This is a genomic window from Micromonospora sp. IBSANI012 (genome assembly GCF_052814045.1).
Window position 1 is genome coordinate 4,678,754 of the sequence record NZ_CP199933.1, and the last position, 23,472, is coordinate 4,702,225.

Below are 23,472 nucleotides of genomic sequence, written 5' to 3' on the forward strand. Positions count from 1 at the left end.
CTGCTGACGTCTCCCGGGCGCGGGCTCAGCGCACCGGGCGGGGCGTGGCCGGGTGGTTGCCGGCGTTGACCAGCTCGGCGACCGCCTCGCGGGGGCTCTTCTGGGTGACCAGGCCCTCGCCCACCAGCACGGCGTCGGCGCCGGCCGAGGCGTACCGGATGAGGTCGTGCGGGCCACGCACGCCGGATTCCGCGATCTTGACGACGCTGCTGGGCAGGCCGGGCGCGATCCGCTCGAACACCGACCGGTCGACCTCCAGGGTACGCAGGTCACGGGCGTTGACCCCGATCACCTGCGCGCCGGCCTCCAGGGCGCGGTCGGCCTCCTCCTCGTCGTGCACCTCGACCAGGGCGGTCATGCCGAGCGACTCGATCCGCTCCAGCAGGCCGACCAGCACGTTCTGTTCGAGGGCGGCGACGATCAACAGCACCAGGTCGGCGCCGTGCGCGCGCGCCTCGTGCACCTGGTAGCTGGAGACCACGAAGTCCTTGCGCAGGACCGGGACCCGGACGGCGGCCCGGACGGCGGCCAGGTCGTCCAGCGAGCCGCCGAACCAGCGCCCCTCGGTCAGCACGCTGATCGCCCGCGCGCCGCCGGAGGCGTACTGCCCGGCCAGGTCGGCCGGGTCGGCGATCTCGGCCAGCCGGCCCTTGGACGGCGAGGAACGCTTGACCTCGGCGATCACGGCCACCCCGGGCCGGCGCAGGGCCGCGTACGCGTCCAGCGGCGGCGGGGCGGCGGCGGCCAGCTCGCGGATCCGCTCGAGCGGAACCTGCTCCTGCCGCCGCGCCACGTCCTCCCGGACGCCGGCCAGGATCTCGTCGAGCACGCTTCCGGACGCCGCCGAACCGGCCTCGTCCCCCTCCGCGTGCGCATGCTCAGCAGTCACCAACGGACTCCCCTCTCCGGGTGTCATGGGCCGATGCTAGGGGGCGCCAGGTGATGACGGGTGCCGGGGGTATGGCGCTCCTCACGAAATGGGCTGTGGCATGATGGCCGACTTCTGGTGAACGCGATGTCACGCAGCGCCACGATGTCCGTCGACCGGCCCTCACGCCCCGCTCCGGGTCGTCGCGCGAGCATCCACCGTGGCCCATGGACCATGAGAGCACGGCCGCCCGATCCCCGCATCACGGCGACGCCCGTCGATGCTGTGACGAAGGTCAAGGAAGAACGGCCCTACCCTGGTCGTTCGCTCCGACGGACAGTTGATCCGCCCGTCACCACGGTGAAACGTGAGCCGGGCAGCGTGTCCACCGGGCAGACTCGATGACGCGCCTGCCGAGACGTCGGACTCCTCCTGCGGGGTGACCTCATGAGCACGACCGGGCCGAACTCCACCGCCATCGGACTGACCACCCTTTCCCGCACCGTCGCCTCGTTGGCCGTCGGGGTGGTGCACACCCTGGAACGCGCCGTGGTCGGCGAGGGTCGGGTGCGTACCGCGCGCGGCAACGCCTGGGAGGCGGTCTGCGCCGACCGGGCCCGCGCCGACCAGCGGGCCGAGCTGGACCGCCTGGTGGCCGAGCTGGCCGCCGCCCGGGCCGCGGCCCGGGACCGCCGCGAGGTCCGCGAGCGCCAGCCGGTCAGCTGACCGTCGGGTCCTCGCCCCGGTCCAGCGCGTCCCACGCCTCGCGGGTGCCCCGCTCGGTGGCCGGGCGCCCGTCGGCCCCCGCCGGCGCCTCGGCGCCCGAGTGGCGCTCGTACCGGGCGCCCATCGCCGGCCAGCGCTGACCGCGCGCCGCGGTGAGCGCGCCGCCGAGCGCCGCCAGCACCCCGCCGAGCAGGCAGAGCGCCGGCCACTGCCGGCTCACCTCGCCGTCGAACGCGGCGACCAGCCCGTACCCGCCGCCCGCCGCCACCGCCGCGCCGAGCAGGGCCAGCAGCCCGCCCAGCAGGCGCCGGACCCGGCCCCTGGTGGCCAGCACCGCGCCGCCCCCGGCCAGCCCGACCAGCGCCAGCGCCGACAGCCACGGCAGCAGGTCCGCGCCGGTGCGGCCCTGCCGCGCCGACGGCAGCGACCCGCGCGGGGTCACCTCCACCGACCAGGTCCGGGTCGCCGCCCAGCAGGCGAGGCCCGCGCCGGCCAGGCTGAGCAGCACCGCGTACGTCAACTCGCGCCGGCCCGACGCGGCCGGCGTACCCGCCTCGGCGGGGGTGTCCCGCCCGCTCATCGGGCCGGCCGGAGGGTTTCGGCGGCGGCGATGGCGGCGAGCACCGCGGCGGCCTTGTTCCGGGTCTCCTGGTCCTCGCCGGCGGGATCGGAATCGGCCACCACCCCGGCCCCGGCCTGCACGTACGCCCGCCCGTCGCGGATCAGCGCGGTGCGGATGGCGATCGCCATGTCCAGGTCGCCGCCGAAGCCGAAGTAGCCCACGGTGCCGCCGTAGATGCCGCGCCGGACCGGCTCCAGCTCCTCGATGATCTCCATGGCGCGCACCTTCGGGGCACCGGAGAGGGTGCCGGCCGGGAAGGTCGCGGCGAGCGCGTCGAAGGCCGTCCGGTCGTCGCGCAGCGTGCCCACCACGGTCGAGACGATGTGCATCACGTGGCTGTACCGCTCGATGGTGGCGAACTCCGGCACCTCCACCGTGCCCGGACGGCACACCCGGCCCAGGTCGTTGCGGCCCAGGTCGACCAGCATCACGTGCTCGGCCCGCTCCTTGGGGTCGGCGAGCAGCTCCGCGGCGAGCCGGGTGTCGGCGTCCGCGGTGGCGCCGCGCGGCCGGGTGCCGGCGATCGGGTGCAGCAGCGCCCGTCGCTGCCCGTCCGGACCGGCGTTGACCTTCAGGTGCGCCTCCGGGGACGAGCCGACGATGTCGAAGCCGTCGAAGCGCAGCAGGTACATGTACGGGCTGGGGTTGGTGGTGCGCAGCACCCGGTAGACGTCCAGCGGGTCGGCGCGGGTGTCCCGCTCGAAGCGCTGGGCGAGCACGATCTGGAAGCACTCGCCGGCGCGGATCGCCTCCTTGGCCGCCTCGACCGCCTTCGGGTAGCCGCCGTCCGGGGTACGGCTGACCACCTCGCCCGCCGGCGGCCGGCCGACGGTGGAGATCATGGGCGGAATCGGTCGGGACAGCGCGGTGGTCATCGCGTCGAGCCGCCCCACCGCGTGGTGGTACGCCGCCGCGACCAGCGGCTCCCGGTCCGGCGCGTCCAGCGGCGGCAGCACCGCGTTGGCGACCAGGATCGCCGAGCCGTCGTAGTGGTCGAGCACCACCAGGTCGGTCGCGAGCATCATGCCCAGCTCCGGCACCCCGAGGTCGTCCTCGGTCAGCTCCGGCAGCCGCTCGAAGCGCCGGATCAGGTCGTAGCCCAGGTAGCCGACCATGCCGCCGGTCAGCGGCGGCATGTCGCTGGCCGGGTCCCAGACCGGGCCGGCCAGGGCCTCGACGGTCTCGCGCAGCACCTCGACCGGGTCGCCGGAGGACGGCACGCCGGCCGGGGGCTCGCCGGTCCAGACCGCGACGCCGTCCCGCTCGACCAGGGTCGCTCCGCTGCGCACGCCGATGAACGAGTACCGCGACCAGGACATGCCGGCCGAGCCGACGCCCTGCTCGGCGGACTCCAGCAGGAAGGTGCCCGGGCCGCCGGCGAGCTTGCGGTAGACCCCGACCGGGGTCTCCGCGTCGGCCAGCAGCCGCCGGGTCACCGGCACCACCCGCCAGCGGGCGGCCAGCTCGGTGAAACTGCCCAGGTCGGGGCTCAGGGTGCCGTCGGTCATCGCCGGGCCTGCCTCTCGTCCGCGCCGGCGCGGTCCGGCCGCGCCCCGCTGTCCGCGCTCACCGCTGGGTCCCCGCGCCGCTGACCGGCAGCTCGGTGAAGAAGCAGGTGCGGTGCCCGGTGTGACAGGCCGCCCCCACCTGGTCGACGCTGACCAGCAGCGCGTCACCGTCGCAGTCCAGTGCGACCGAGCGGACGTACTGGTGGTGACCGGAGGTGGCCCCCTTGACCCAGTACTCCTGCCGGCTGCGTGACCAGTAGGTGGCCCGGCCGGTGGTCAGCGTGCGGTGCAGCGCCTCGTCGTCCATCCAGGCGACCATCAGCACCTCGCCGGTGTCGTGCTGGCGTACCACCGCGGCGACCAGGCCGTCGGGGGTGCGGCGCAGCCGGGCGGCGATGGCCGGATCGAGGCGCGACGCGCGCACCGCGCCGGCGTCGGCGTCGCTCGGGGAAGAGTCAGTCACGGGCACAGTGACCCATTGTCCCGCACGCGGTGCGGGGACCTGCGGGGCGTACCCGCCCCGGCGGGCGGCCCGGGCGAGCTGAGCGACGTAGCGGTCCAGCCGCCCGTCGGCGAGCGCCGCGGCCAGGTCGGGCCCGGCCACCTCCGCGACCCGGTCGGCGTACGGGCGGACCAGCGGGACGACCCCGGCGACCAGGCGCGCCGCGGCGGCCCCGAGCTGGCCGGTGGAGGCGGGGCGCAGCCCGAGGCAGAGCAGCATGTCGTCGCGGTAGCCGGGCGGGGCGACCGGCAGCGCGAGCGCGGCGGCGAAGGCGGCCCGCCGGGACACCACCCGGACGCTCGGGTTGGCCAGCCGCAGCACCGAGGGGCAGAGCCGGGCCAGGTCGGCGGCGGCCAGGCGTACCCCGAGCTGGTCGTCGGCGGCGCGGGCGCCGGCCACCTTGCCCAGGGTGGCGACCAGCTCCTCCAACCGGGGCTCGTCGGCGGGCTGGCAGAGCACCGGCAGGTCGATCCGGGGGCGCCAGCCCTCCTCCGCCCAGAGCAGCCGGACCGGCGCGGTGACCGGCAGGCCGAACGCCCAGTCGGCCGGCTCGCCGAGCCGGTCCACCCAGGAGCGGACGTCGCGGGCGGCCACCGACACGTGCACCAGCCGGCCGTCCACCTCGACCAGGTACGCCTGCCGCGCGGCGTACGGGGTGCGGCCGGTGGACCGGCCCGTCGTGCCCGGGGTGGGCGGGGCGGGCCGGTCGTCGTCGGCGACGAGCACGTCGAAGTCCACGTCGCTGTGCGCGGTGGCGGCCTGTCGGGCGTGGCTGCCGCGCAGCAGGATCCCGACGACGGGGCGTTCGGCGCCCTCGCGCAGCCGGGTCGCCCAGTCGTCGAAGAAGGTGCCCGCCAACAACGGAGCGTGATCCACCGCGCCATCGTGCCGTGCGCCCGATCGGGCCGCAATGCCCGATGACGGACACGGTGTCCGATGACGGACACCGTGTCCGATCAGGGGGCTAGTGCCCCACCGTCCGCATTGATGCCTCGGGATACCTTTCGCCGGCCACCGCGCCGGCGGGAACCGCCGCGCCCAGCCGGTCCCGCTGCTCCGGGGTGAGCCGGATGTCTGCTGCGGCGGCGTTCTCCTCCAGGTAGCGGACCCGCTTGGTGCCGGGGATCGGCAGGATGTCCTCGCCCTGGGCCAGCAGCCAGGCCAGCGCGGCCTGGGCCGGGGTGCAGCCGATCTCCTCGGCCACCGCGCGCACCGCCGCGACCAGCCGCAGGTTGGCGTCGAGGTTGCCCTCGGCGAAGCGCGGCACGCCGGCCCGCCAGTCGTCGGCGGCGAGCTGATCGCGGCCGCTGATCGCCCCGGTGAGCAGCCCCCGCCCGACCGGGGAGTACGCCACCAGCGCCACCCCCAGCTCCCGGCAGGTGTCCAGCATCTCCCCCTCGACGTCCCGGGTGAACAGGGAGTACTCCATCTGGACCGCGGTGACCGGGTGCACGGCGTGCGCCGCCCGCAGCGTCGCCGGGCTGACCTCGCTGAGCCCGATCAGGCGGACCTTGCCGGCCGCGACCAGCTCGGCCAGCGCGCCGACGGTCTCCTCGATCGGGGTGTGCGGGTCGCGCCGGTGCAGGTAGTACAGGTCGATGGTGTCGATCCCGAGCCGGCCCAGCGAGGCGTCGCAGGCCTCCCGGGCCCAGGCGGCGCTGCTGTCGACGTACGCGCCGGGGGTTCCGGTGCCGCCGAAGCTGTCGCCGCTGGTGCGGTTGCCGAACTTGGTGGCCAGGAAGACCTCGTCGCGGCGGGCCCGCACCACCGGGGAGAGCAGCCGCTCGTTCGCGCCGGCGCCGTACATGTCGGCGGTGTCCAGGTGGTTGACGCCCAGGTCCAGGGCCCGGTGCAGGGTACGCGTGGACTCCGCGTCGTCGCGACCGCCGTAGGCGAAGCTCATCCCCATGCAGCCCAGCCCGATGGCCGAGACCTCGGGGCCGGTGGTCCCCATCCGGCGGCGGATCATCGACCCTCCTCGGCCCTGCGGTAGAGGTCGATCTTGTAGTTGAGCACCTTCAGGTCCTCCTCCAGTTCGGTCATCCGGGCCAGCACCCGGGCCCGGTGCGCCTCGAACAGGGCCCGCCGGGCGCCGAGCGTGCGTTCGCCCTGCCGGGCCAGTTCGGCGTACCGGCGCATGTCGCGGACCGGCATCCCGGTGCGGCGCAGCCGGGTGAGCAGGAGCAGCCAGTCCAGGTCGGACTCGGTGTAGCGGCGGCGCCCCGCCGAGTCCCGGCCGACCGGGGCGACCAGCCCCTCCTGCTCGTACCAGCGCAGCGTGTAGGTGGTCAGGCCGACCCGGGCCGCCGCCTCGCCCACGGAGAGGGCCGGTTCCTGCGTGCTGATGTCCACGCCACCCAGGCTTCCAGTTCGAGAGCACTCGAAGTCAACCGTTGCGCCGGTACGGGTATCTCATCTAGCGTTGAGTTCAACAACTGATGAGTTTTGGAGGTGGACGGTGGAGGACGCGATCACGGTCCGCGACCTGGTCGTCGACCGGGGCCGGCGGAGGGTGCTGCACGGCATCGACTGCACCGTCCCCCGGGGCTCGGTGACCGGGCTGCTCGGGCCCAGCGGCAGCGGCAAGACCACCCTGATGCGGGCGGTGGTGGGGGTCCAGGTGATCGACTCGGGCACGGTCACCGTGCTGGGCCGGCCGGCCGGCTCGGCCGACCTGCGCCGCCGGGTCGGCTACCTGACCCAGGCGCCCAGCGTCTACGCCGACCTGACGGTCCGGGAGAACGCCCGCTACTTCGCGGCGCTGCAGGGCCGGCACGCGGCCGACGCCGACCGGGCGGTCGCCGACGTCGGGCTGGCCGACGCGGCCACCCAGCTGGTCGGCACCCTCTCCGGCGGGCAGCGCAGCCGGGCCTCGCTGGCCTGCGCCCTGGTCGGCGACCCCGAGCTGGTCATCCTCGACGAGCCGACGGTCGGCCAGGACCCGGTGCTGCGGGCCGACCTGTGGGCCCAGTTCCACGAGATGGCGGCGGCCGGCACGACACTGCTGGTGTCCAGCCACGTGATGGACGAGGCGGCCCGCTGCGACCGGCTGCTGCTGATCCGGGAGGGCCGGCTGGTCGCCGACGACACTCCCGACGCGGTCCGGGAGCGCACCGGGGTCGACGACCTGGAGGAGGCGTTCCTGCGGTTGATCCGGTCGAGCGAGGCGGGCCAACGGCCCGTCGGCAAGGAGGCGTGATGAGTGCGAGGATTCTGGCGGTCACCGTCGGGCGCATCCTGCGCCAGCTGCGGCACGACAAGCGCACGGTGGCGCTGCTGGTGGTGGTGCCGACGGTGCTGCTGACCCTGGTCTACTACATGTACGCCGACCAGCCCACCGCCCCCGGGCAGCCGTCGACCTTCGACCGGATCGCCCTGATCATGCTGGGCTTCTTCCCGTTCATCGTGATGTTCCTGGTGACCAGCATCGCGATGCTGCGCGAGCGCACCACCGGCACGCTGGAACGGCTGCTCACCACGCCGCTGCACAAGCTCGACCTGCTCTTCGGCTACGGCATCGCGTTCGGGCTGGCCGGGGCGGTGCAGGCGGCCATCGCCGCGGGCGTGGCGTACTGGCTGCTCGGGATGGAGACCGCCGGCAGCGCCGGGCTGGTCATCCTGGTCGCGGCGCTGAACGCCGTGCTGGCCGTGGCGCTCGGGCTGTTCTGCAGCGCCTTCGCCCGCACCGAGTTCCAGGCGGTCCAGTTCATGCCGGTCGTGGTCGCCCCGCAACTGCTGCTCTGCGGGCTCTTCGTGCCACGCGGCCAGATGGCCGGCTGGCTCCAGGCGGTCAGCGACGCGCTCCCCCTGTCGTACGCGGTCGAGGCCCTGCAGGAGGTCGGCGCGCACGCCGAGCCGACCGGCACCATGTGGCGGGACGTGGCGATCGTCGCCGGCGCGGCGGTGGCGGCTCTGGTGCTCGCGGCGGCGACCCTGCGGCGGCGCAGCGGATGACGCCGCGCCGCACCGGCCGGCGCCCCGGCAACCCGGACACCCGGCAGGCCATCCTCGCGGCGGCCCGGACGACCTTCGCCGAGCGCGGCTTCGACGCGGCCTCGATCCGGGTCATCGCCGCCGCCGCGGGGGTCGATCCGGCCCTGGTGCACCACTACTTCGGCAGCAAGGAGGAGCTTTTCCGGGCCACCGTCGAGATCCCGCTGGACCCGGCGGAGCTGCTCCCCGTCGTGCTGGCCGGCGGGGTGGACGGTGTCGGCGAGCGGCTGGTCCAGACGTTCCTCGGGGTGTGGGACTCGCCGGCCGGCAAGGCGGCGGTGGCCCTGCTCCGCTCGGCGGTGAACAACGACTGGACGGCCCGGCTGCTGCGCGAGTTCCTGGTCACCCAGGTGCTGCGCCGGGTGCTCGACCACCTCGACGTCCCGCCGGCGGAGCTGCCGCTGCGCGGCTCGCTGGTGGCCACCCAGATGGCCGGCCTGGCCATGATGCGGTACGTCATCCGGCTGGAGCCGGTGGCCTCCGCGGACCCGGAGACCCTGGTCGCGGCGGTCGGCCCGACGGTGCAGCGCTACCTCACCGGCGACCTGGCCTGACCGTCAGCGCCCGTCGGCCGCCGGTCGGGCGCTGGCCGCGCGCGGGCAGAGCATCGGGTGCAGCAGCCGGGACAGCTCCGCCGGGTCGGCCACCGGGTGCGGGAAGGCCAGCCGGGCCCGCCGCCGGTCGCCGGGCCCGCCGTACGCGACCACCAGGCCGTACCGGTCCAGCCGCACCACCCGGGGCCGGCCGCCGGTCAGGTCGAGGTGGCCGCGCAGGTACGCGGTGACCTGCGCCTCGTGATGGTCGGTGAGGTCGGCCAGCAGCTCGGGCTCGAGCGCGTGCAGCGGGTCCGGCTCGGCGGCGGCGTACTCCCCGGGATCGACGCGGCGCACGGAGTCGGCGCCCTCCAGGCGGGCCTCGACCACCTCGAACCGGTGCAGCCGGAACCGGGTGCCGACGTCGAGCAGGTCGCCGGTCGGGTCAACGGCCGCGAAGTCGGCCGCGCCGCGCCGGGCCTCCGCGCCGCGCAGCGGCGCCGCCCAGCCGGAGACCCAGGCCCGGCCGAGCGACGGCGCGCCCGGCGCCGGGGGCAGGTCCAGCACGTCGAGCACCACGGCGACGTCGTCGTCGGCCCCGGGGTCCAGCTCGGCGGCGAGGTCGCTGACCACCGGCACGAGCATCAGCACCCGTCCCTCCGGGTCGGTGGCGTGCCGGACGTGGAACGGGCCCGGGCGGTGCGCGAGGTGCATCAGACCGGGGAGCCGACCGGCGACCAGGGTGCGGATGATCTCGGCGGGGCTCGGTCCCATCGGGGCACCTCCTACATAGGTTAGGCTTACCTAAGTAGCACCCTAGAACACCCGAGCGGAGACGTCCACGTGAACCACCCCCGCCCCAAGGCCCGCCTCTCCCGGGCCCTCGGCATCCCGCTGACCCGCAAGTGCGTCCAGTACCTCGAACGCCGCCCCTACCCGCCGGGCGTGCACGGCCGGGCCCGCCGGCGCACCTCCGACTACCAGGTGCGGCTGCTGGAGAAGCAGCGGCTGCGGCACCAGTACAACGTCAGCGAGGTACAGCTGCGCCGCGCCTTCGACGAGGCGGCGCGGGGCGCCGGCAAGACCGGCGAAACGCTGGTCGCGCTGCTGGAACGGCGGCTGGACGCGGTGGTGCACCGCGCCGGCCTGGCCCGCAGCATCTACCAGGCCCGGCAACTGGTCGCCCACGGGCACCTCACCGTCGACGGGCGCAAGGTCGACCGGCCGTCGTACCGGCTGCGGCCCGGTCAGGTGATCACCGTCCGCGAGCGCAGCCGGCAGCTGCCGCCCTTCCAGCTCGCCGCCACCGGGGCGAACGCGGACGAGGGGCCCGGCCGGCCGTACCTGTCGGTCGACCTGACCGGCCTGCGGGCCACCCTGCTGCGCGAGCCGGCCCGGCACGAGGTGCCGGTGGTCTGCGACGAGCAGCTGGTGGTCGAGCACTACTCCCGGTGAGCCGACCGGATCCGGCGCGCGACGCGCCGGATCCGGCTCAACGGGTCAGCGGGTCTGCTCCAGCCAGGAGGCGTAGAGCAGGGCGTAGACCGACTCCGGGTCGCGGACCAGCTCGTCGTGCGGGCCGCGCTGCACGATCCGGCCCCGGTCCACCACGATCACCTCGTCGGCCGCCTGCGCGGTCGAGAGCCGGTGCGCGATGGCGAGGGTGGTCCGGCCGCGGGTCACCGCGTCCAGGGTGCGCTGCAGGCGTACCTCGGTGGCCGGGTCGACGGCGCTGGTGGCCTCGTCGAGGACCAGCAGGTCCGGGTCGGCCACGTACGCCCGGGCGAGCGCCACCAGCTGCCGCTCCCCCACGCTCAGCGACTCGCCCCGCTCGCCGACCGCGGTGGCCAGCCCCGACGGCAGGCCGTCCAGCCAGTCGGCCAGCCCCAGCTCGGTGAAGGCCGCGGTGAGTTCCGCGTCGGTCAGCTCGGGACGGGCGAAGCGGACGTTGTCGCCCACCGTGGCGTCGAAGAGGAAACCGTCCTGCGGCACCATCACCACCCGGGCGCGCAGCGAGTCGAACCGCACCCGGTCCAGCGGCACCCCGGAGAGCAGCACCTGCCCGTCGGTCGGGTCCATCAGCCGGGTGAGCAGCTTGGCGAAGGTGGTCTTGCCGCTGCCGGTCTCGCCGACCACCGCCACCCGGCTCTTCGCCGGGATGTCCAGGGTGACGTCGTGCAGCACCGGCGGCCCGCCCGGGTACGCGAACGTCACCCCGGCGAAGCGGATGTCCAGCGGACCCGGCGGCAGCTCCCGTCCCTGCTCGCCCGGGTCGGCCACGTCCGGCGCGACGTCGAGCACGTCCAGCACCCGACGCCAGCCGGCGATGGCGTTCTGCGCCTCGTTGAGCACCTCGGTGGCGATCTGCACCGGCTGGATGAAGAGCGTGACCAGGAACAGGAACGCGGTGAGCTGGCCGATGGAGAGCGAGCCGTCCACGCCGAGCAGCACCCCGAGGACCACCACGCCGGCCAGCGCCACGCCGGCGGCCAGCTCCCCCACCGAGCTGCCCAGGATGCTGATCCGGATCGCCCGCTGCTGGGCGTGCTGCTGCCCCTCGATCGCGGTGTCGAGCCGCCGGGCGGTGCGCCCCGCGATGCCGTACGCCCGGATCACCGGCGCGCCGACCACGCTCTCGGCGATGGTGCCGAGCAGGGTGCCCATCCGCTGCCGGACCACCCCGTAGGCGGCGCCGAGCCGGCGCTGGAGCAGCCGGATCACCAGCACCGCCGGCGCGAAGGCGGCGAGCACCACCAGGGTCAACTGCCAGGAGTACGCCAGCATCACGGCCGTGGTGACCAGGAGCTGACCGAGGTTGACGATCAGGATCACGCCGCCCCACTGGAGGAACTGGGTGATCTGGTCGACGTCGCTGGTCACCCGGGAGACCAGCGACCCGCGCCGCTCGGACTGCTGGTGCAGCATCGACAGGTCGTGCACGTGCCGGAACGCCCGGGTCCGGACGTTGGCCAGCGCGGTCTCGCTGACCGTGAACAGCCGGCGCATCATCAGGTAGCCGCAGGTGGTGGTGACCACCAGCACGGCCGCGGTGATCGCGACCACCCGCCACACCACGGCCAGGTCCAGGCCGCCGACGATGCCGCCGTCGATGCCCCGCTGCACGGCGACCGGCACGGCCACCCGGCCGACCATGTACACCAGGGCCAGCGCCAGGGTGCCGGCCAGCCCGGTCCGCAGCTCCGGGGAGAGCGCCAGCCCGCGTCGCAGCGTCCGCCAGGTCGTCTCGGGGCGCTCCTGCGGCTCCTCGCGCCGCTCCGGCTCCACGGTCGTCGCGCTCACCGGGCCGACCTTTCGTTCGCGACTGCGGGGCTCCGCTCCGCTGCACTCCTCGCGCTCACCGGTCCACCTCGATCTCCAGGCCCGAGGTCAGCGGCGCGACCTCGTCGTACGTGCGGTTCTGCTCGCGTTCGTGCTCGGCCTGCTCGTACGCGGTCACCAGATCGGCGTAGCCGGGCACGGTGGCGAGCAGCTCGGTGTGCGTGCCCCGGGCCACCACCCGCCCCTGCTCCACGTAGATCACCTCGTCGGCGAGGGCGATGGTCGCCCGCCGGTACGCGACCACCAGGATCGACGCGGCGGCGCCCTGCCCCCCGGTCGGGGCGCGCAGCCCGGCCAGGATGGCCGCCTCCACCCTCGGGTCGACGGCGCTGGTCGCGTCGTCGAGCACCAGCAGCCGGGGCCGGCCAGCGAGCGCCCGGGCCAGGGTGAGGCGCTGCCGCTGCCCGCCGGAGAGCGAGGTGCCCCGCTCGCCGACCATGGTGTCCAGCCCCTCGGGGAGCGCGGCGACGAAGCCGTCCGCCTCGGCCAGCCGCAGCGCGGCCCACACGTCCTCGTCGCCGATGCCCGGCCGGTCCAGGGTGATGTTGGCCCGCACGGTGTCGTCGAAGACGAACGGCACCTGGGCGACCAGGGCGACCGTCGCCGCCAGCGAGTCCGCGGCCAGCTCACGCACGTCGACGCCATCCAGGGCCACCGTGCCGGCGCGCGGGTCGACCAGGCGCACGGCCAGCGAGGCGATGGTGGACTTGCCGGCGCCGGTCGGGCCGACCAGGGCGACCGTCTTCCCGGCCGGCACGGTGAAGGTGACGTCGCCGAGCACCTCCGTGCCGGGCAGGTGCGCCTCGGCCGGCTCGTACCCGAAGCAGACGTCGGCGAAGGCCAGCGTGGCGGGTGTCGGCTCGGCCGGGTCGAGCCGACGCTCGCCGTACGGCATCTCGCCGGTGGCGTCCAGGACCCGGCGGACCCGGTCCCAGCCGGCGACGCTGCGCGGCAGCTCGGCGAGGACCCAGCCGATGGCGCGCACCGGGAAGGCCAGCACGGTGAAGAGGAAGGCGACGCTGACCAGCTCGGTGACGCTGATCGCGCCCGCCCCCAGCCGGAACGCCCCGACCACCAGCACGGCGAGGGTGCCGAGGCTGGGCAGGGTCTCCAGCAACGGGTCGAAGACGCCGCGCAGCCGGCCGACGGAGATCAGCGCGTCGCGCAGCTCGCCGGCGCGGGCCGAGAACCGGGCGGTCTCCTCGGCCTCGCGGCCCATCGTCTTGACCACCAGGGCGCCGTCGAAGCTCTCGTGGGCGATGCCGCTGACCTCGGCGCGCAGCCGTTGGGCGCGGGCCTGCCGGGGCGCCATCCGCCGGGAGTAGACCACGTTGAGCGCGAAGAGCGCGGGGAAGACGGCCAGCCCGACCAGGGCCAGCGCCCAGTCGGTGAGGAAGAGCGAGACGACCGCCCCGACCAGCATGACCAGGGTGCCGACCGCGAAGGGCAGCGGGGCGATCGGGTACCAGGCCGCCTCCACGTCCGAGTTGGCGTTGGACAGCAGGGTGCCGGTGGCGTTGCGCTGGTGCCAGGCCAGCGGCAGGTCGAGGTAGCGCCGGGTGACCCGGCGCCGGTAGGCGGCCTGGAGGCGGAACTGCATGTAGCCGGCGCCGAGCCGGCGGCCGAAGATGCCCACCACCCGCAGCACGCTGATGCCGAACAGCGCCGCCGCGGCCAGGGCCAGCGCGCCCGTCCCGACGGAGCCGCGGGCGATGGCCGGCACCACCACGTCGCCGACCACCGCGCCCACCACGTACGCGCTGGCGATGACCATGAGGCCGAAGAGCACGCTGCCGCTCACCGCTACCGCGAAGATCCGCGGTTGTTCCCGGATCGCTCGGCCGAGGACCGACAGCCCCCTGCCGAGCACGTCCCGACTTGTCCCGCTCGCCACACTGTCCCCCGCCGTAAGCCGCCCTGTTCCCCCTCATCCTTACCGCTCCCAGCCACCTCCGCCGACCCGGACCCGGTATGTCCGCCGTCACGTGCGCTCTGGCACACTCCGGCGCGCCCCGGTCATAGCGGCCCGCGCTCCGGCGCGCCGACACCGGCCGGCGCGCCTACGATCACCCTCATGCCGCGGTACGCCCGATCGGAGCGCGAGGCGCTCGCCGATCTCATGCTGGAGCTGGGACCGGACGCACCGACCGTCAACGAGGGGTGGACGACCCGCGACCTCGCCGCCCACCTGGTGGTGCGCGAGCGTCGCCCGGACGCCGCCGGCGGCATCGTGCTGCCGCCGCTGCGCGGGTACGCCGAGCGGGTGCGCCGGCGGGTCGCCGCCCGCCCCTGGGCGGAGCTGGTCGGCCTGGTGCGCCGCCCGCCGTTGTGGAGCCCGGTGAGCAACCCGCTCACCGACGAGCTGGCCAACACCCTGGAGTTCTTCATCCACCACGAGGACGTCCGGCGGGCCGCGGCGGGATGGCAGCCGCGTGACCTGCCGGCCGGCCTGCGGGCGCGGCTGTGGAAGCCGGCCTCCCTGATGGCCCGGGCGGCGCTGCGCCGGTTCCCGGCCGACCTGCTGGTGCAGGCGCCCGGTCACGGCGAGCTGTCGGTGGGTCGGGGCGGCGAACGGCTCCGGCTGGTCGGGTCGCCGGGCGAGCTGGCGCTCTTCCTCTCGGGCCGGCAGCGGGTGGCCCGGGTCCAGGTCGACGGCTCCGCTTCCCTCGCCGACCGGCTCCGCCACGCCTCGCTCGGTCTCTGACCTCCCGGGGTCGCGGAACCGGTCGGGAGCGGTTCTCCCACCCTGCGCGCCCAGCGATTCCCGCCGATGTGAGGTGTCGTACTCTTCTGCGCGCCGATCCCGTTCCGGGCGGCGGACAGGGGGCACCATGCGCGGCATCGCCGGGTCCGGACTGCACGAGCCCCCCTTCCTCGCCCGGCGGCATTCCGCCACCGGCCGGGTCGCCGCGGAGAGCCTGACCTGGGCCCGGAGCCTCGGGCTGGTGGAGGACGAACCGCGCTGGCACCGGCTGCGGGCCGCCGACGCCGCCGAACTCGCCGGCCGGGCCTGCCCAGGGGCGCCGGTGGACCGGCTGCGGCTGCTCACCGACCTGATCACCTGGCTGTTCGTCATGGACGACAGCTGCGACGAGGACGACCTCGGGGCCGAGCCGGGCCGGCTCGCGCCGACCGTCGGCGCGCTGCTGGACGTCCTCGACCGGCACGGCGCCGACGGCGGGGCGGCGCCCGCCGTCGGGCCGCTGGGCGTCGCGCTGGCCGACATCTGCCGGCGGGTACGCGAGCACCGCCGCCCGGCGCTGCTGCTGCGGCTGGTGGCCCAGTTGCGGGAGTACCTGCTGGCCCTGCTCTGGGAGGCGGCCAACCGGCAGCACCGGCGGGTGCCGGAGCTGACCGAGTATCTCCAGCTGCGCCGGCACACCGGCGGCGTACGCCCCAGCCTCACCCTGACCGACCTGGCGTACGACGTCCGGCCGGGCCCGGGAGGACGCACCGACCCGGCGGTGCTCGCCCTCGACGACCTCACCACCGACCTGGTCTGCTGGTGCAACGACCTCTTCTCGCACCGCAAGGAGCTGCGCGGCGCGCCCGACCCGCACAACCTGGTCACCGTCATCGCGGCCCGTACCGGGCAGGACGTCGACACCGCCGTCCGCACCGCGGCCGGACTGTTCAACGACCGGCTGGACCGCTATCTCGTCGGCGAGGCGGCGCTGGCGGGTGATCCGGACCTGGCACCCTTCCTGGAGGTCCGCCGGTCCTGGATCCGGGCCACCTACGACTGGTCGCTGCGGGCCGTCCGGTACGCCTGAGCGTTCCACCTCGCGAGACACAGTCGGCTCACAGCTTTCGGGGCTAGCCGATGCCCCGGTGCAGGCAATACTCTTCGGTAACCGCAGAACGGCGTGACCCCCGTCACGCCCATCCACCCCCTGAAGGCGGCTACAGCGATGGCTCTCGATGTACCGTACCGTTCCATTCCCGACATGTTCCTCAAGCGCGTGGCCGCCACCCCCGACCGGCACGCGTTCGCCCACCCGGGCCCGGACGACTCCGGCCCCGTCTGGCTGACGTGGGAGCAGGTCGGACAGCAGGCCAAGGCGGTCGCCGCCGGCCTGCACGTACTGGGCGTCGGCCAGGAGGATCCGGTGGCGATCCTGGCCAACACCCGGCTGGACTGGGTGATCGCCGACTTCGGCATCATGTGCGCCGGCGGCGCGACCACCACGGTCTACCCCACCACCGAGCCCGAGGACGCGGTCTACATCATCGCCGACTCCGGCTCCCGGGTGCTCTTCGCCGAGAACCCGGCCCAGGCTGCCAAGATCGCCGGCGCGGAGCTGCCCGCGCTCACCCACGTGGTGCTCTTCGACGGTGCCGTCGACCCGGCCGCGGCCGTACCCCAGCTCACCCTCGCGGAGCTGGAGGAGCAGGGCGCGGCGGCGCTGGCGGCCGAGCCGGACCTGATCGAGCGGCTCGTCGCCCCGATCGGCCCGGAGCACCTGGCCACCCTGATCTACACCTCGGGCACCACCGGCCGGCCCAAGGGCGTCGAGCTGCTGCACGGTGGCTGGTGCTGGGAGGGCGTGGCGCAGGCCGAGATGGGGCTGCTGCGCGACGACGACCTGCAGTACCTCTGGCTTCCGCTGTCGCACTCGTTCGGCAAGACGCTGCTCTGCGGCGCCACCCACGTCGGCCTGCCGACGTACGTGGACGGGCGGATCGACAAGCTGGTCGACCTGCTCAGCGTGGTCCGGCCGACGCTGATGTGCGGCGCGCCCCGGGTCTTCGAGAAGGTCTACAACAAGGCGGTCACCACGGCCCAGAGCGCCGGCGGCGCGAAGGCGAAGATCTTTGCCTGGGGGGTCCGCGTCGGCAAGGAGAAGGTCGCGCTGGAGCAGGCCGGCCAGCCGGTCCCGGCCGGGCTGAAGCTGAAGTACGCGCTGGCCGAGAAGCTGGTCTTCAGCAAGCTCCAGGCCCGCCTCGGCGGCCAGATGCGGGTGCTGGTCTCCGGCGCGGCGCCGCTGAGCAAGGAGATCGCCACCTTCTTCGCCGCCGCGAACCTGCCCATCTCCGAGGGGTACGGCCTGACCGAGACCAGCGCCGGCAACTTCGTCAACCCGCCGGAGGGGCTGCGCATCGGCACCGTCGGCAGGGCGATGGGCGACCTGGAGTGCCGGATCGACACCGACGGCGAGATCCTGGTCAAGGGCACGCCGGTGATGCGCGGCTACCACAACCTGCCCGAGGAGACGAAGGCCGCGTTCACCGAGGACGGCTTCTTCCGCACCGGCGACATCGGCAGCCTCGACGACGACGGCTACCTGCGGATCACCGACCGCAAGAAGGACCTGGTCAAGACCTCCGGCGGCAAGTACATCGCCCCGTCGCACATCGAGGGCATGTTCAAGGCGATCTGCCCGTACACCTCGCAGGCCATCGTGATCGGCCAGGCCCGCAACTACTGCACCATGCTGGTCACCCTGGATCCGGACGCGATCAAGGGCTGGACGGCCGGCGGCCCGCTGGAGGGCCGGGACTACGCCGAGGTCGTGGCCTCCCCCGAGGCGAAGGCCATGGTCGAGGAGTACGTCGCGCAGCTCAACGCGAAGCTCAACCGGTGGGAGACGATCAAGAAGGTCACCATCCTGCGGCGCGACCTGACCATCGAGCACGGCGAGATCACCCCGTCTCTCAAGATCAAGCGACGCGGCGTGGAGACCAACTTCGCCACCGAGATCGACAAGATGTACGAGGGCACGCTGGCCGAGCTCTGACCGCCTCGGGTGGCCGTGGCCGGTTCCTCGCCGGGCACGGCCACCCGGGCCGTCCGCTCACAGGTGCTCGCCCCGCCACCTGCTCTGCTCGGCCTCCGACGCCTCCTGCTCCGCCAGCGCCACCTGCCGGGTCCGGCGCCGGCGCGGGCCGTCGACCATCGTCTGCGCCCCGGTGGAGGCGACGCAGACGAGTGCCAGCAGCCCCAGCTCGACCAGTTCCGGCACCCGGCTGGACAGCGGCCCGAGCGCCGCGAGCAGCACCACCGTCGCCAGCGGCACCCACCGCACCTCGTCCCACGCCCGCCACCCCAGCCCGAACAGGCCGAGCAGGTAGACGGCCACCCCGCCGTGCAGCACCAGCACCCAGAACCCGCCCAGCGGCTCACCCCAGGGCGGTGTGCTCGGGTCCGCCGCCTCGGCCAGCATGTCCTTGAGCCCGAGGGCAACGAAGATGATCCCGGCGATCAGCGGCAGGTGCAGGTAGGTGTACGCGTCCCGGGCGAGGCGCGCCCGGGCGGCGGGTTCCCGGGTGCCGTGCAGCGCCTGCTCCATCGCCAGGGCCAGGGTGTCGAAGTAGGCCCACCACAGCGCCGAGACGACCGCGATGCCGAGCACCGCGGCCACCATCACCGGCCAGGTCAGCGGCAACTCGGTGACGAACCGCGGGCCGAAGCCCAGCGCGATGACCGACTCGCCGAGCGCGACCAGCACGATCAGCGCGTGCCGTTCCGCCCAGTGCCCGGCCGACAGCACCGCCCAGTAGGCGCCACCCAGCAGCACGCCCACCCCGTACTCGACCAGGAGCGCCGACGACCACAGCAGCAGCCGCAGCCACCCCTCGGCGGGGTCGTCGGCGACCCGGTGCGGCACCAGAGCGGCGGTCACCAGCAGCGCGGTCGCGATCACCGGCGGGCTGGCCAGCAGCAGCCACCGCCGGCGACGGGCCGGGTCGGGCCACTCCACCCAGCCGAGGACCGACAGCTGCGACATCCGGACCAGGAAGTAGCAACCGGCGAAGACGAGCGGGCCGTTCAACCCGCCCGGCCGGTCCACGAACGCCGTGGGCATGCTCAGCGCGAGCAGGAAGGTGGCGGCCAGGGTGACGAAGCCGATCAGCGGCAGCACCCCCTGGTCGGTGCGGACCGCGTTGCCGACCGTGGCGAACCCGGTCCAGCACCACCAGAGCAGCGACAGCACCAGCAGGCAGCCGATCAGGTTGGGCCCCGACGGCCGGCTCGACGTCACCGTGGTGACGGTGAGGAAGGCGAACACGAAGACGACGTCGTAGTAGAGCTCCAGCCGGGTGGTCCGGGACCCGGGTGCGCCGGGACGGACCGCGCGCGTCCACCGTTGGCGTCCGCCCGCCGCACCCGGCCGCCGGTCCGCTGCCCCCACCCCCGCAGTGTCCCAGCGGGCCCGGCGCGGCCGGGGTGGATCGGCCCAACCCCACCCGGGTGGGCGGCCGGTCTAGTGGTCGGGCGCCGCAGCGGACCCGTGCTCGGCGAGGAAGGCGTCACGCAGCTTGCGCCGGGCGTCGCCGAAGAGCACCACCTCGACCGCGATCATCCCGACGCAGACCACGGCGAGCAGCCCGAGGGCGGCCAGCGCCGGCAGCCGGTCGGCGACCGGGATCAGCAGCACCAGCAGCACGGTGGTCACCGCCCGCGGCCGGTTGACCGAACGCATGTTGCGCAGCCGGAAGCCCAGATGGCCGAGGAGGTAGAGGATCACCCCGCCGTAGAGGGCGTACAGGCCGATGCCGTGCAGCGGGTCGGTCAGCTCGTGTTCGGTGCCGTCGCCCACGTACGACAGGACCTTCTTGAAACCGAGGGCGAGCAGGATGATGCCGGCCACCATCGGCAGGTGCAGGTACGTGTAGGAGTCGCGGGCCAGCGCGGCCCGCTCGGCGCCCTCGGCCCGGGCCAGCACCCGCTCCGCGGCGATCGACACCACGTCGAAGTACGCCCACCAGAGCGCGGCGGCCACCGCGATGGCGAGGAACGACGCGACGATGATGGGCCAGGAGATCGGCAGCGCGGTCACCCCGACGCCGATCGCCACCAGCGACTCGCCGAGCGCGACGATGATGATCAGCCCGTGCCGCTCGGTCCAGTGGGCGGCCGAGTAGACCCGCCAGCCGCTCGCGCCGATGGCCATGATGCCGCCGTAGTCGAGGGCGAGGGCGAGCGCCCAGAGCGCCGTCCGGATGACGTCCTCCTGGTGCGGGGAGTCGGCGAGCTGCTGGGGCAGCAGGGCGGCGGTGAACAGCAGGGTGGCCCCGGCCAGCATCGGCAGGGCCGCCCGCAGCAGTTGCCGGCGCAGCGCGGCGTCGTCCCGGGCCCGGGCGGCGTGCCAGTAGATCACCAGGTGCAGCACCCGGACCACCAGGTAGCCGGCTGCGAAGACGGCCGGGCCGGAGAGCCCGCCGGGCAGGTCGGTGAACGCCTCGGGAATGGTCACCGCGACGACGAACATGGTGCCCATCACCGCGAACAGCGCCACCCGGACCACACCCTCGTCGGCGCGCACCGTGTTGCCCAGCCAGGCGTAGCAGCACCAGCACCACCAGAGCAGGGCCAGCAGGAGCAGCCCGTGCAGCATGCCCCACCAGCTCAGGTCCCCCGCCATCAGCGCGGTCACCTGGGTGAGCGCGTAGACGAAGACCAGGTCGAAGAAGAGCTCCAGCGGGGTGACCGAGGCGCCCTCGGTCACGGCCCGCATCCGCGGCGCGCGCCGCGTCGTACCGCCGTTCGTCACGGCGCACAGTCTGGCAGCCGGGACCGCGGCGTGGCGTCCCCGGTGGGTCCACCGCGCCGGGCTCAGGCGATGACCGTCGCCTCCCGCCACTGCGGACGCCCGGCCCGGTCCAGGTCGTAGCGGACCGCGGCGAGCCGGCCCACCGCCTCGACCAGGTCGGCGGCGGGCAGGGTGAAGGGCAGCCGCAGGAAGCGTTCCAGCGTCCCGTCCAGGCCGAACCGGGGGCCGGGCGCCAGCCGTACGCCGACCTCCTCGGCGGCCCGGGCCAGCGCGCTGGAGATCGGCCCGTCCAGCTCCGCCCAGAGGGTGACCCCGCCGTGCGGCGCGGTGACCCGCCAGTCGGGCAGACGCTGCGCGAGCGCGTCGAGCAGGGCGTCGCGCTGCGCGGCGAGCTGGGCCCGGCGGGCGGCGACGATGGTCGGTGCGTCGGCGAGCAGGTGCACCGCGACCAGCTGGTCCAGTACCGGGCTGGCCATGTCGACGCCGACCCGGGCCGCGGCCAGCCGCTGCACCTGCGGCGCGGAGGCGCGCACCCAGCCGATCCGCAGCCCACCCCAGTACGGCTTGCTCATTCCGCCGATGCTGATCACCCGACTGTGCCGGTCGAAGGTGGCCGCCGGCGGGGGCAGCTCGGTGCCGTCCAGCGGGAGGTCCACGAACGACTCGTCGACGACCAGGTCGGTGCCGGCGGTGTGGGCGGCGGCGACCACCCGTTCGCGCAGCTCGGCCGACATCAGGTGACCGGTCGGGTTCTGGAAGTCGGGGATCAGGTAGGCCAGCTTGGGCCGGACCTGGCGGATGCTGCCCAGCAGCAGGTCGGCGTCCCAGCCGGTTCCGTCGACGGCCAGCCCGTGGGTGGTGATCCGGGCCCGCCGGGCGGACAGCGCGGCCAGCGCGTTCGGATAGGTCGGGGACTCCACCAGCACGCTGCCGCCGGGCGCCAGCGCCAGCCGGAGCACCAGGTCCAGCGCGTGCTGGGTACCGCTGGTCACCATGATCTGCTCGGCGCTGGTGGGCAGCCCCCGCGCGGTGTACGACCGGGCGACCGCCTCGCGCAGCTCGATGATCCCGGTCGGGTGGTAGCCGGCGCCGCCGAGATAGCGGGGCAGGTCCTCGGCGGCGGCGCGGGCGGCCGGCACCAGCTGCGGCGGGGCGGCCAGCGCGGCAACGCCCAGGTCGATCATGTCGCGGTCGTCCAGCGGGGTCCACAGCCCGGTGCTGGCCACCCGGTGGGTGCCGGGCAGCATCGTCCAGCTGCCCGCCCCGCGTCGGCTGGCCAGGTGCCCGGTCTCGCGCAGTTGCCGGTACGCGGCGGTGACCGTGGTCCGGCTGATCCGCAGCGCCTCGGCCAGCTCCCGCTCGGCCGGCAGGCGCACCCCGAGGGGGAGCCGGCCGTCGGCGAGCAGGCCGCGGACCGCGGCGGCGAGCGCGGCGTAGTCCGGGCTGCGACGGCGGCCCGGAAGGGCGTGCCACTGCCCCAGCAGCCGAGCCAATTGGGCTCCCCGCACCTGGCTGGTCACGGCCACCCCTCCCAAATTGGCTCTTCCCTCGCCACGATTGGCACCTAGGGTGGCATGCATGGCAGCGATTGGCAATCTGCGGCACCGGCCGGTCCGGCGGCTCACCCAGCTCTACGTCGGGCTGGTTCTCTACGGCGTCAGCATGGCCCTGATGATCCGCTCCGGCCTCGGGCTGAACCCGTGGGACGTCTTCCACCAGGGCCTGTCCCGACAGACCGGCATCTCGGTCGGCACGGCGAGCATCCTGGTCGGCGCGGTGGTGCTGCTGCTCTGGATCCCGCTGCGGCAGCGGCCCGGGCTCGGCACGGTCAGCAACGTGGTGGTGATCGGCCTGTCCGTCGACGCCACCGTGGCACTGCTCCCGGAGGGCCTGCCGCTGCCGGCGCGGATCGGCCTGCTGATCACCGGCATCGTCGCCAACGGCGTCGCGACCGGCCTCTACCTCGGCGCCGACCTCGGCCCCGGCCCGCGCGACGGCCTGATGACCGGGCTGGTCGCCCGGCGCCCGGGCAGCTCGGTCCGGCTGGTCCGCACCGGCATCGAGGTGACCGTGCTGGCCCTGGGCTGGCTGCTCGGCGGCACGGCGGGCATCGGCACCGTCGCGTACGCCCTCGCCATCGGCCCGCTGGCCCAGTTGTTCACCCCGCTGTTCACCGTCCCGCCCCGGTCCACCCCCGACACCCCGGCGGTCACCCTCGCTGAGCTGCGCTGACGTCACGGCGGGAAAGTAGGTGTTTCCTCCACCGACCCCGCCGGGCATCATTCGTGCATGGGGGAGAGCGGATGGCGCTGGAATGATGCCTGGATCTTCGTGTCACTGGTGATCGCGAGCGGCGCCGGACGGCACCGCCGCGCGGCGGACACCCGACGCCCGGAGGGCGTCCGGCTGACCGACGTCCTCTCCACCGCGGAGCACCTCAACCAGGCGATCCCGGAGCGGGAGGACGTCGAAGCGGCGGTCCGCCGGCTGGCCGGCGCCGGCCTGGTCAGCGTCTCCGACGGCTGGTTCCGGATCACCCCCGACGGCGAGCGGCTCTGGCGCACCCGGCCGAGCGCGGGCGTGGGGACCACGGTGGACACCGTGCAGGGCGTACTGGTCCGGCGGCACACCCCCGGTAGCGCCGAGTGGCACCTGCCCGAGGAGGACCACGCCGCCGCCGTCCAGGAGTACATCGTCCGGTCCATCCCGGCGCCGCGCCGCTCGCCCGAGGGGCGGACCGGCCGCTGAGCCGCGGAGGCGCGGAGGCGCCGGCGGCGGGGCCGGCGGCGCCGGCGGGCTGGCCGGTTGGGCGACGCGGAGGCCGTGATCGCCGACCGCCGACCGGAGGTCGCGTAGCAGAGCCGGCGGACGGCACCACGATGGTGA

Annotated in this window: 22 protein-coding genes and 1 pseudogene; 10 read left to right on the forward strand and 13 right to left on the reverse strand. The window is 74.6% G+C overall.

Features of this window, described 5'->3' with window-relative positions; translation table 11 throughout:
- Positions 1 to 25 precede the first annotated feature (25 nt).
- Entirely contained in the window at positions 26 to 829 is an 804-nt protein-coding gene (trpC, locus tag ACTWM8_RS21500) for an indole-3-glycerol phosphate synthase TrpC (protein ID WP_211364642.1), read from the reverse strand.
- Between the two features lie 486 nt (positions 830 to 1,315).
- Between trpC and ACTWM8_RS21505 the strand changes: the two genes are divergently transcribed.
- On the forward strand, positions 1,316 to 1,594 hold the full coding sequence (locus ACTWM8_RS21505) for a hypothetical protein (RefSeq protein WP_088961166.1): 279 nt from the start codon (positions 1,316 to 1,318) through the stop codon (positions 1,592 to 1,594).
- Here the strand turns inward: ACTWM8_RS21505 and ACTWM8_RS21510 are convergent.
- The 6 genes and pseudogenes from ACTWM8_RS21510 to ACTWM8_RS21535 all read right to left on the reverse strand — a co-directional run bounded on the left by ACTWM8_RS21510 (position 1,587) and on the right by ACTWM8_RS21535 (position 6,578).
- Entirely contained in the window at positions 1,587 to 2,174 is a 588-nt protein-coding gene (locus tag ACTWM8_RS21510; RefSeq protein WP_446210614.1) for a Trp biosynthesis-associated membrane protein, read from the reverse strand. The two genes, ACTWM8_RS21505 and ACTWM8_RS21510, sit on opposite strands and share 8 nt — an antisense overlap.
- Entirely contained in the window at positions 2,171 to 3,724 is a 1,554-nt protein-coding gene (locus ACTWM8_RS21515; protein ID WP_446210615.1) for an anthranilate synthase component I, read from the reverse strand. Before ACTWM8_RS21515 ends, ACTWM8_RS21510 begins: the two co-directional genes overlap by 4 nt.
- Before the next feature lie 58 nt (positions 3,725 to 3,782).
- Positions 3,783 to 4,193 (reverse strand): phosphoribosyl-AMP cyclohydrolase, encoded by a 411-nt coding sequence (hisI, locus tag ACTWM8_RS21520; RefSeq protein ID WP_373367499.1) that lies wholly within the window; start codon positions 4,191 to 4,193, stop codon positions 3,783 to 3,785.
- A 216-nt stretch (positions 4,194 to 4,409) separates the two neighbouring features.
- Positions 4,410 to 5,102: pseudogene (locus ACTWM8_RS21525) on the reverse strand (phosphoribosyl-AMP cyclohydrolase); the annotation flags it as partial.
- Positions 5,103 to 5,190: 88 nt separating this feature from the next.
- Positions 5,191 to 6,195, reverse strand: a complete 1,005-nt coding sequence (locus tag ACTWM8_RS21530) for an aldo/keto reductase (RefSeq protein WP_446210616.1) — start codon at positions 6,193 to 6,195, stop codon at positions 5,191 to 5,193.
- A complete protein-coding gene (locus tag ACTWM8_RS21535) occupies positions 6,192 to 6,578 on the reverse strand; it encodes a MerR family transcriptional regulator (protein WP_446210617.1) in 387 nt (128 codons plus the stop codon). The genes ACTWM8_RS21530 and ACTWM8_RS21535 overlap by 4 nt, the downstream gene beginning before the upstream one ends.
- Before the next feature lie 106 nt (positions 6,579 to 6,684).
- Here ACTWM8_RS21535 and ACTWM8_RS21540 point away from each other — a divergent pair, with 106 nt between their 5' ends.
- From ACTWM8_RS21540 to ACTWM8_RS21550, 3 genes are read left to right on the forward strand one after another with little or no spacing between them, the layout of a single operon-like run.
- Positions 6,685 to 7,425 (forward strand): ABC transporter ATP-binding protein, encoded by a 741-nt coding sequence (locus tag ACTWM8_RS21540; RefSeq protein ID WP_446210618.1) that lies wholly within the window; start codon positions 6,685 to 6,687, stop codon positions 7,423 to 7,425.
- Positions 7,425 to 8,180 carry an ABC transporter permease gene (locus tag ACTWM8_RS21545; RefSeq protein ID WP_446210619.1) on the forward strand — a complete coding sequence of 252 codons (756 nt, stop codon included), beginning with the start codon at positions 7,425 to 7,427 and terminating at the stop codon, positions 8,178 to 8,180. Before ACTWM8_RS21540 ends, ACTWM8_RS21545 begins: the two co-directional genes overlap by 1 nt.
- Positions 8,177 to 8,773: a TetR/AcrR family transcriptional regulator gene (locus ACTWM8_RS21550; protein WP_446210620.1), complete on the forward strand. Its 597-nt coding sequence runs from the start codon at positions 8,177 to 8,179 to the stop codon at positions 8,771 to 8,773. Before ACTWM8_RS21545 ends, ACTWM8_RS21550 begins: the two co-directional genes overlap by 4 nt.
- 3 nt (positions 8,774 to 8,776) lie before the next feature.
- Here the strand turns inward: ACTWM8_RS21550 and ACTWM8_RS21555 are convergent, their stop codons facing one another.
- On the reverse strand, positions 8,777 to 9,526 hold the full coding sequence (locus ACTWM8_RS21555; protein WP_446210621.1) for a DUF2470 domain-containing protein: 750 nt from the start codon (positions 9,524 to 9,526) through the stop codon (positions 8,777 to 8,779).
- A gap of 69 nt (positions 9,527 to 9,595) precedes the next feature.
- On the opposite strand from ACTWM8_RS21555, the gene rpsD reads away from it, so the two are divergent.
- Complete coding sequence (rpsD, locus tag ACTWM8_RS21560) at positions 9,596 to 10,207, forward strand: 30S ribosomal protein S4 (protein ID WP_446210622.1); 612 nt, start codon at positions 9,596 to 9,598, stop codon at positions 10,205 to 10,207.
- A 45-nt stretch (positions 10,208 to 10,252) separates the two neighbouring features.
- On the opposite strand, the gene ACTWM8_RS21565 is transcribed toward rpsD, so the two are convergent.
- A complete protein-coding gene (locus ACTWM8_RS21565) occupies positions 10,253 to 12,052 on the reverse strand; it encodes an ABC transporter ATP-binding protein (protein WP_446210623.1) in 1,800 nt (599 codons plus the stop codon).
- 55 nt (positions 12,053 to 12,107) lie between these two features.
- Entirely contained in the window at positions 12,108 to 13,985 is a 1,878-nt protein-coding gene (locus ACTWM8_RS21570; RefSeq protein ID WP_446210624.1) for an ABC transporter ATP-binding protein, read from the reverse strand.
- Between the two features lie 180 nt (positions 13,986 to 14,165).
- Between ACTWM8_RS21570 and ACTWM8_RS21575 the strand changes: the two genes are divergently transcribed.
- From ACTWM8_RS21575 to ACTWM8_RS21585, 3 genes are all read left to right on the forward strand, one after another.
- Positions 14,166 to 14,795, forward strand: a complete 630-nt coding sequence (locus ACTWM8_RS21575; protein WP_446210625.1) for a TIGR03085 family metal-binding protein — start codon at positions 14,166 to 14,168, stop codon at positions 14,793 to 14,795.
- A 127-nt stretch (positions 14,796 to 14,922) separates the two neighbouring features.
- The gene (locus ACTWM8_RS21580; protein ID WP_446210626.1) at positions 14,923 to 15,864 is read left to right on the forward strand and encodes a terpene synthase family protein; all 942 of its coding nucleotides are present in this window, start codon (positions 14,923 to 14,925) and stop codon (positions 15,862 to 15,864) included.
- 138 nt (positions 15,865 to 16,002) lie between these two features.
- The gene (locus tag ACTWM8_RS21585) at positions 16,003 to 17,829 is read left to right on the forward strand and encodes an AMP-dependent synthetase/ligase (RefSeq protein WP_446210627.1); all 1,827 of its coding nucleotides are present in this window, start codon (positions 16,003 to 16,005) and stop codon (positions 17,827 to 17,829) included.
- 57 nt (positions 17,830 to 17,886) lie between these two features.
- Here ACTWM8_RS21585 and ACTWM8_RS21590 read toward each other — a convergent pair whose 3' ends face one another.
- The 3 genes from ACTWM8_RS21590 to yczR all read right to left on the reverse strand — a co-directional run bounded on the left by ACTWM8_RS21590 (position 17,887) and on the right by yczR (position 22,106).
- On the reverse strand, positions 17,887 to 19,224 hold the full coding sequence (locus tag ACTWM8_RS21590) for a low temperature requirement protein A (RefSeq protein WP_446210628.1): 1,338 nt from the start codon (positions 19,222 to 19,224) through the stop codon (positions 17,887 to 17,889).
- Between the two features lie 72 nt (positions 19,225 to 19,296).
- A complete protein-coding gene (locus tag ACTWM8_RS21595; protein WP_446210629.1) occupies positions 19,297 to 20,586 on the reverse strand; it encodes a low temperature requirement protein A in 1,290 nt (429 codons plus the stop codon).
- 62 nt (positions 20,587 to 20,648) lie between these two features.
- On the reverse strand, positions 20,649 to 22,106 hold the full coding sequence (gene yczR / locus ACTWM8_RS21600; protein WP_446210630.1) for a MocR-like transcription factor YczR: 1,458 nt from the start codon (positions 22,104 to 22,106) through the stop codon (positions 20,649 to 20,651).
- 58 nt (positions 22,107 to 22,164) lie between these two features.
- Between yczR and yczE the strand changes: the two genes are divergently transcribed.
- Positions 22,165 to 22,818 (forward strand): membrane protein YczE, encoded by a 654-nt coding sequence (yczE, locus tag ACTWM8_RS21605; RefSeq protein ID WP_446210631.1) that lies wholly within the window; start codon positions 22,165 to 22,167, stop codon positions 22,816 to 22,818.
- A 57-nt stretch (positions 22,819 to 22,875) separates the two neighbouring features.
- Positions 22,876 to 23,334: a hypothetical protein gene (locus tag ACTWM8_RS21610; protein ID WP_154943830.1), complete on the forward strand. Its 459-nt coding sequence runs from the start codon at positions 22,876 to 22,878 to the stop codon at positions 23,332 to 23,334.
- The last annotated feature ends 138 nt before the right edge of the window (positions 23,335 to 23,472 follow it).

Excerpts from the sequence above, each read along its gene's own strand:
- ACTWM8_RS21505 (WP_088961166.1), top strand. The coding sequence starts at position 1,316 with ATGAGCACGACCGGGCCGAACTCCACCGCCATCGGACTGACCACCCTT.
- ACTWM8_RS21545 (WP_446210619.1), top strand. The coding sequence starts at position 7,425 with ATGAGTGCGAGGATTCTGGCGGTCACCGTCGGGCGCATCCTGCGCCAG.
- ACTWM8_RS21550 (WP_446210620.1), top strand. The coding sequence starts at position 8,177 with ATGACGCCGCGCCGCACCGGCCGGCGCCCCGGCAACCCGGACACCCGG.
- ACTWM8_RS21575 (WP_446210625.1), top strand. The coding sequence starts at position 14,166 with ATGCCGCGGTACGCCCGATCGGAGCGCGAGGCGCTCGCCGATCTCATG.
- ACTWM8_RS21580 (WP_446210626.1), top strand. The coding sequence starts at position 14,923 with ATGCGCGGCATCGCCGGGTCCGGACTGCACGAGCCCCCCTTCCTCGCC.
- ACTWM8_RS21515 (WP_446210615.1), bottom strand. The coding sequence starts at position 3,724 with ATGACCGACGGCACCCTGAGCCCCGACCTGGGCAGTTTCACCGAGCTG.
- yczE (WP_446210631.1), top strand. The coding sequence starts at position 22,165 with ATGGCAGCGATTGGCAATCTGCGGCACCGGCCGGTCCGGCGGCTCACC.
- ACTWM8_RS21585 (WP_446210627.1), top strand. The coding sequence starts at position 16,003 with ATGGCTCTCGATGTACCGTACCGTTCCATTCCCGACATGTTCCTCAAG.
- ACTWM8_RS21530 (WP_446210616.1), bottom strand. The coding sequence starts at position 6,195 with ATGATCCGCCGCCGGATGGGGACCACCGGCCCCGAGGTCTCGGCCATC.
- ACTWM8_RS21510 (WP_446210614.1), bottom strand. The coding sequence starts at position 2,174 with ATGAGCGGGCGGGACACCCCCGCCGAGGCGGGTACGCCGGCCGCGTCG.
- ACTWM8_RS21610 (WP_154943830.1), top strand. The coding sequence starts at position 22,876 with ATGGGGGAGAGCGGATGGCGCTGGAATGATGCCTGGATCTTCGTGTCA.
- ACTWM8_RS21555 (WP_446210621.1), bottom strand. The coding sequence starts at position 9,526 with ATGGGACCGAGCCCCGCCGAGATCATCCGCACCCTGGTCGCCGGTCGG.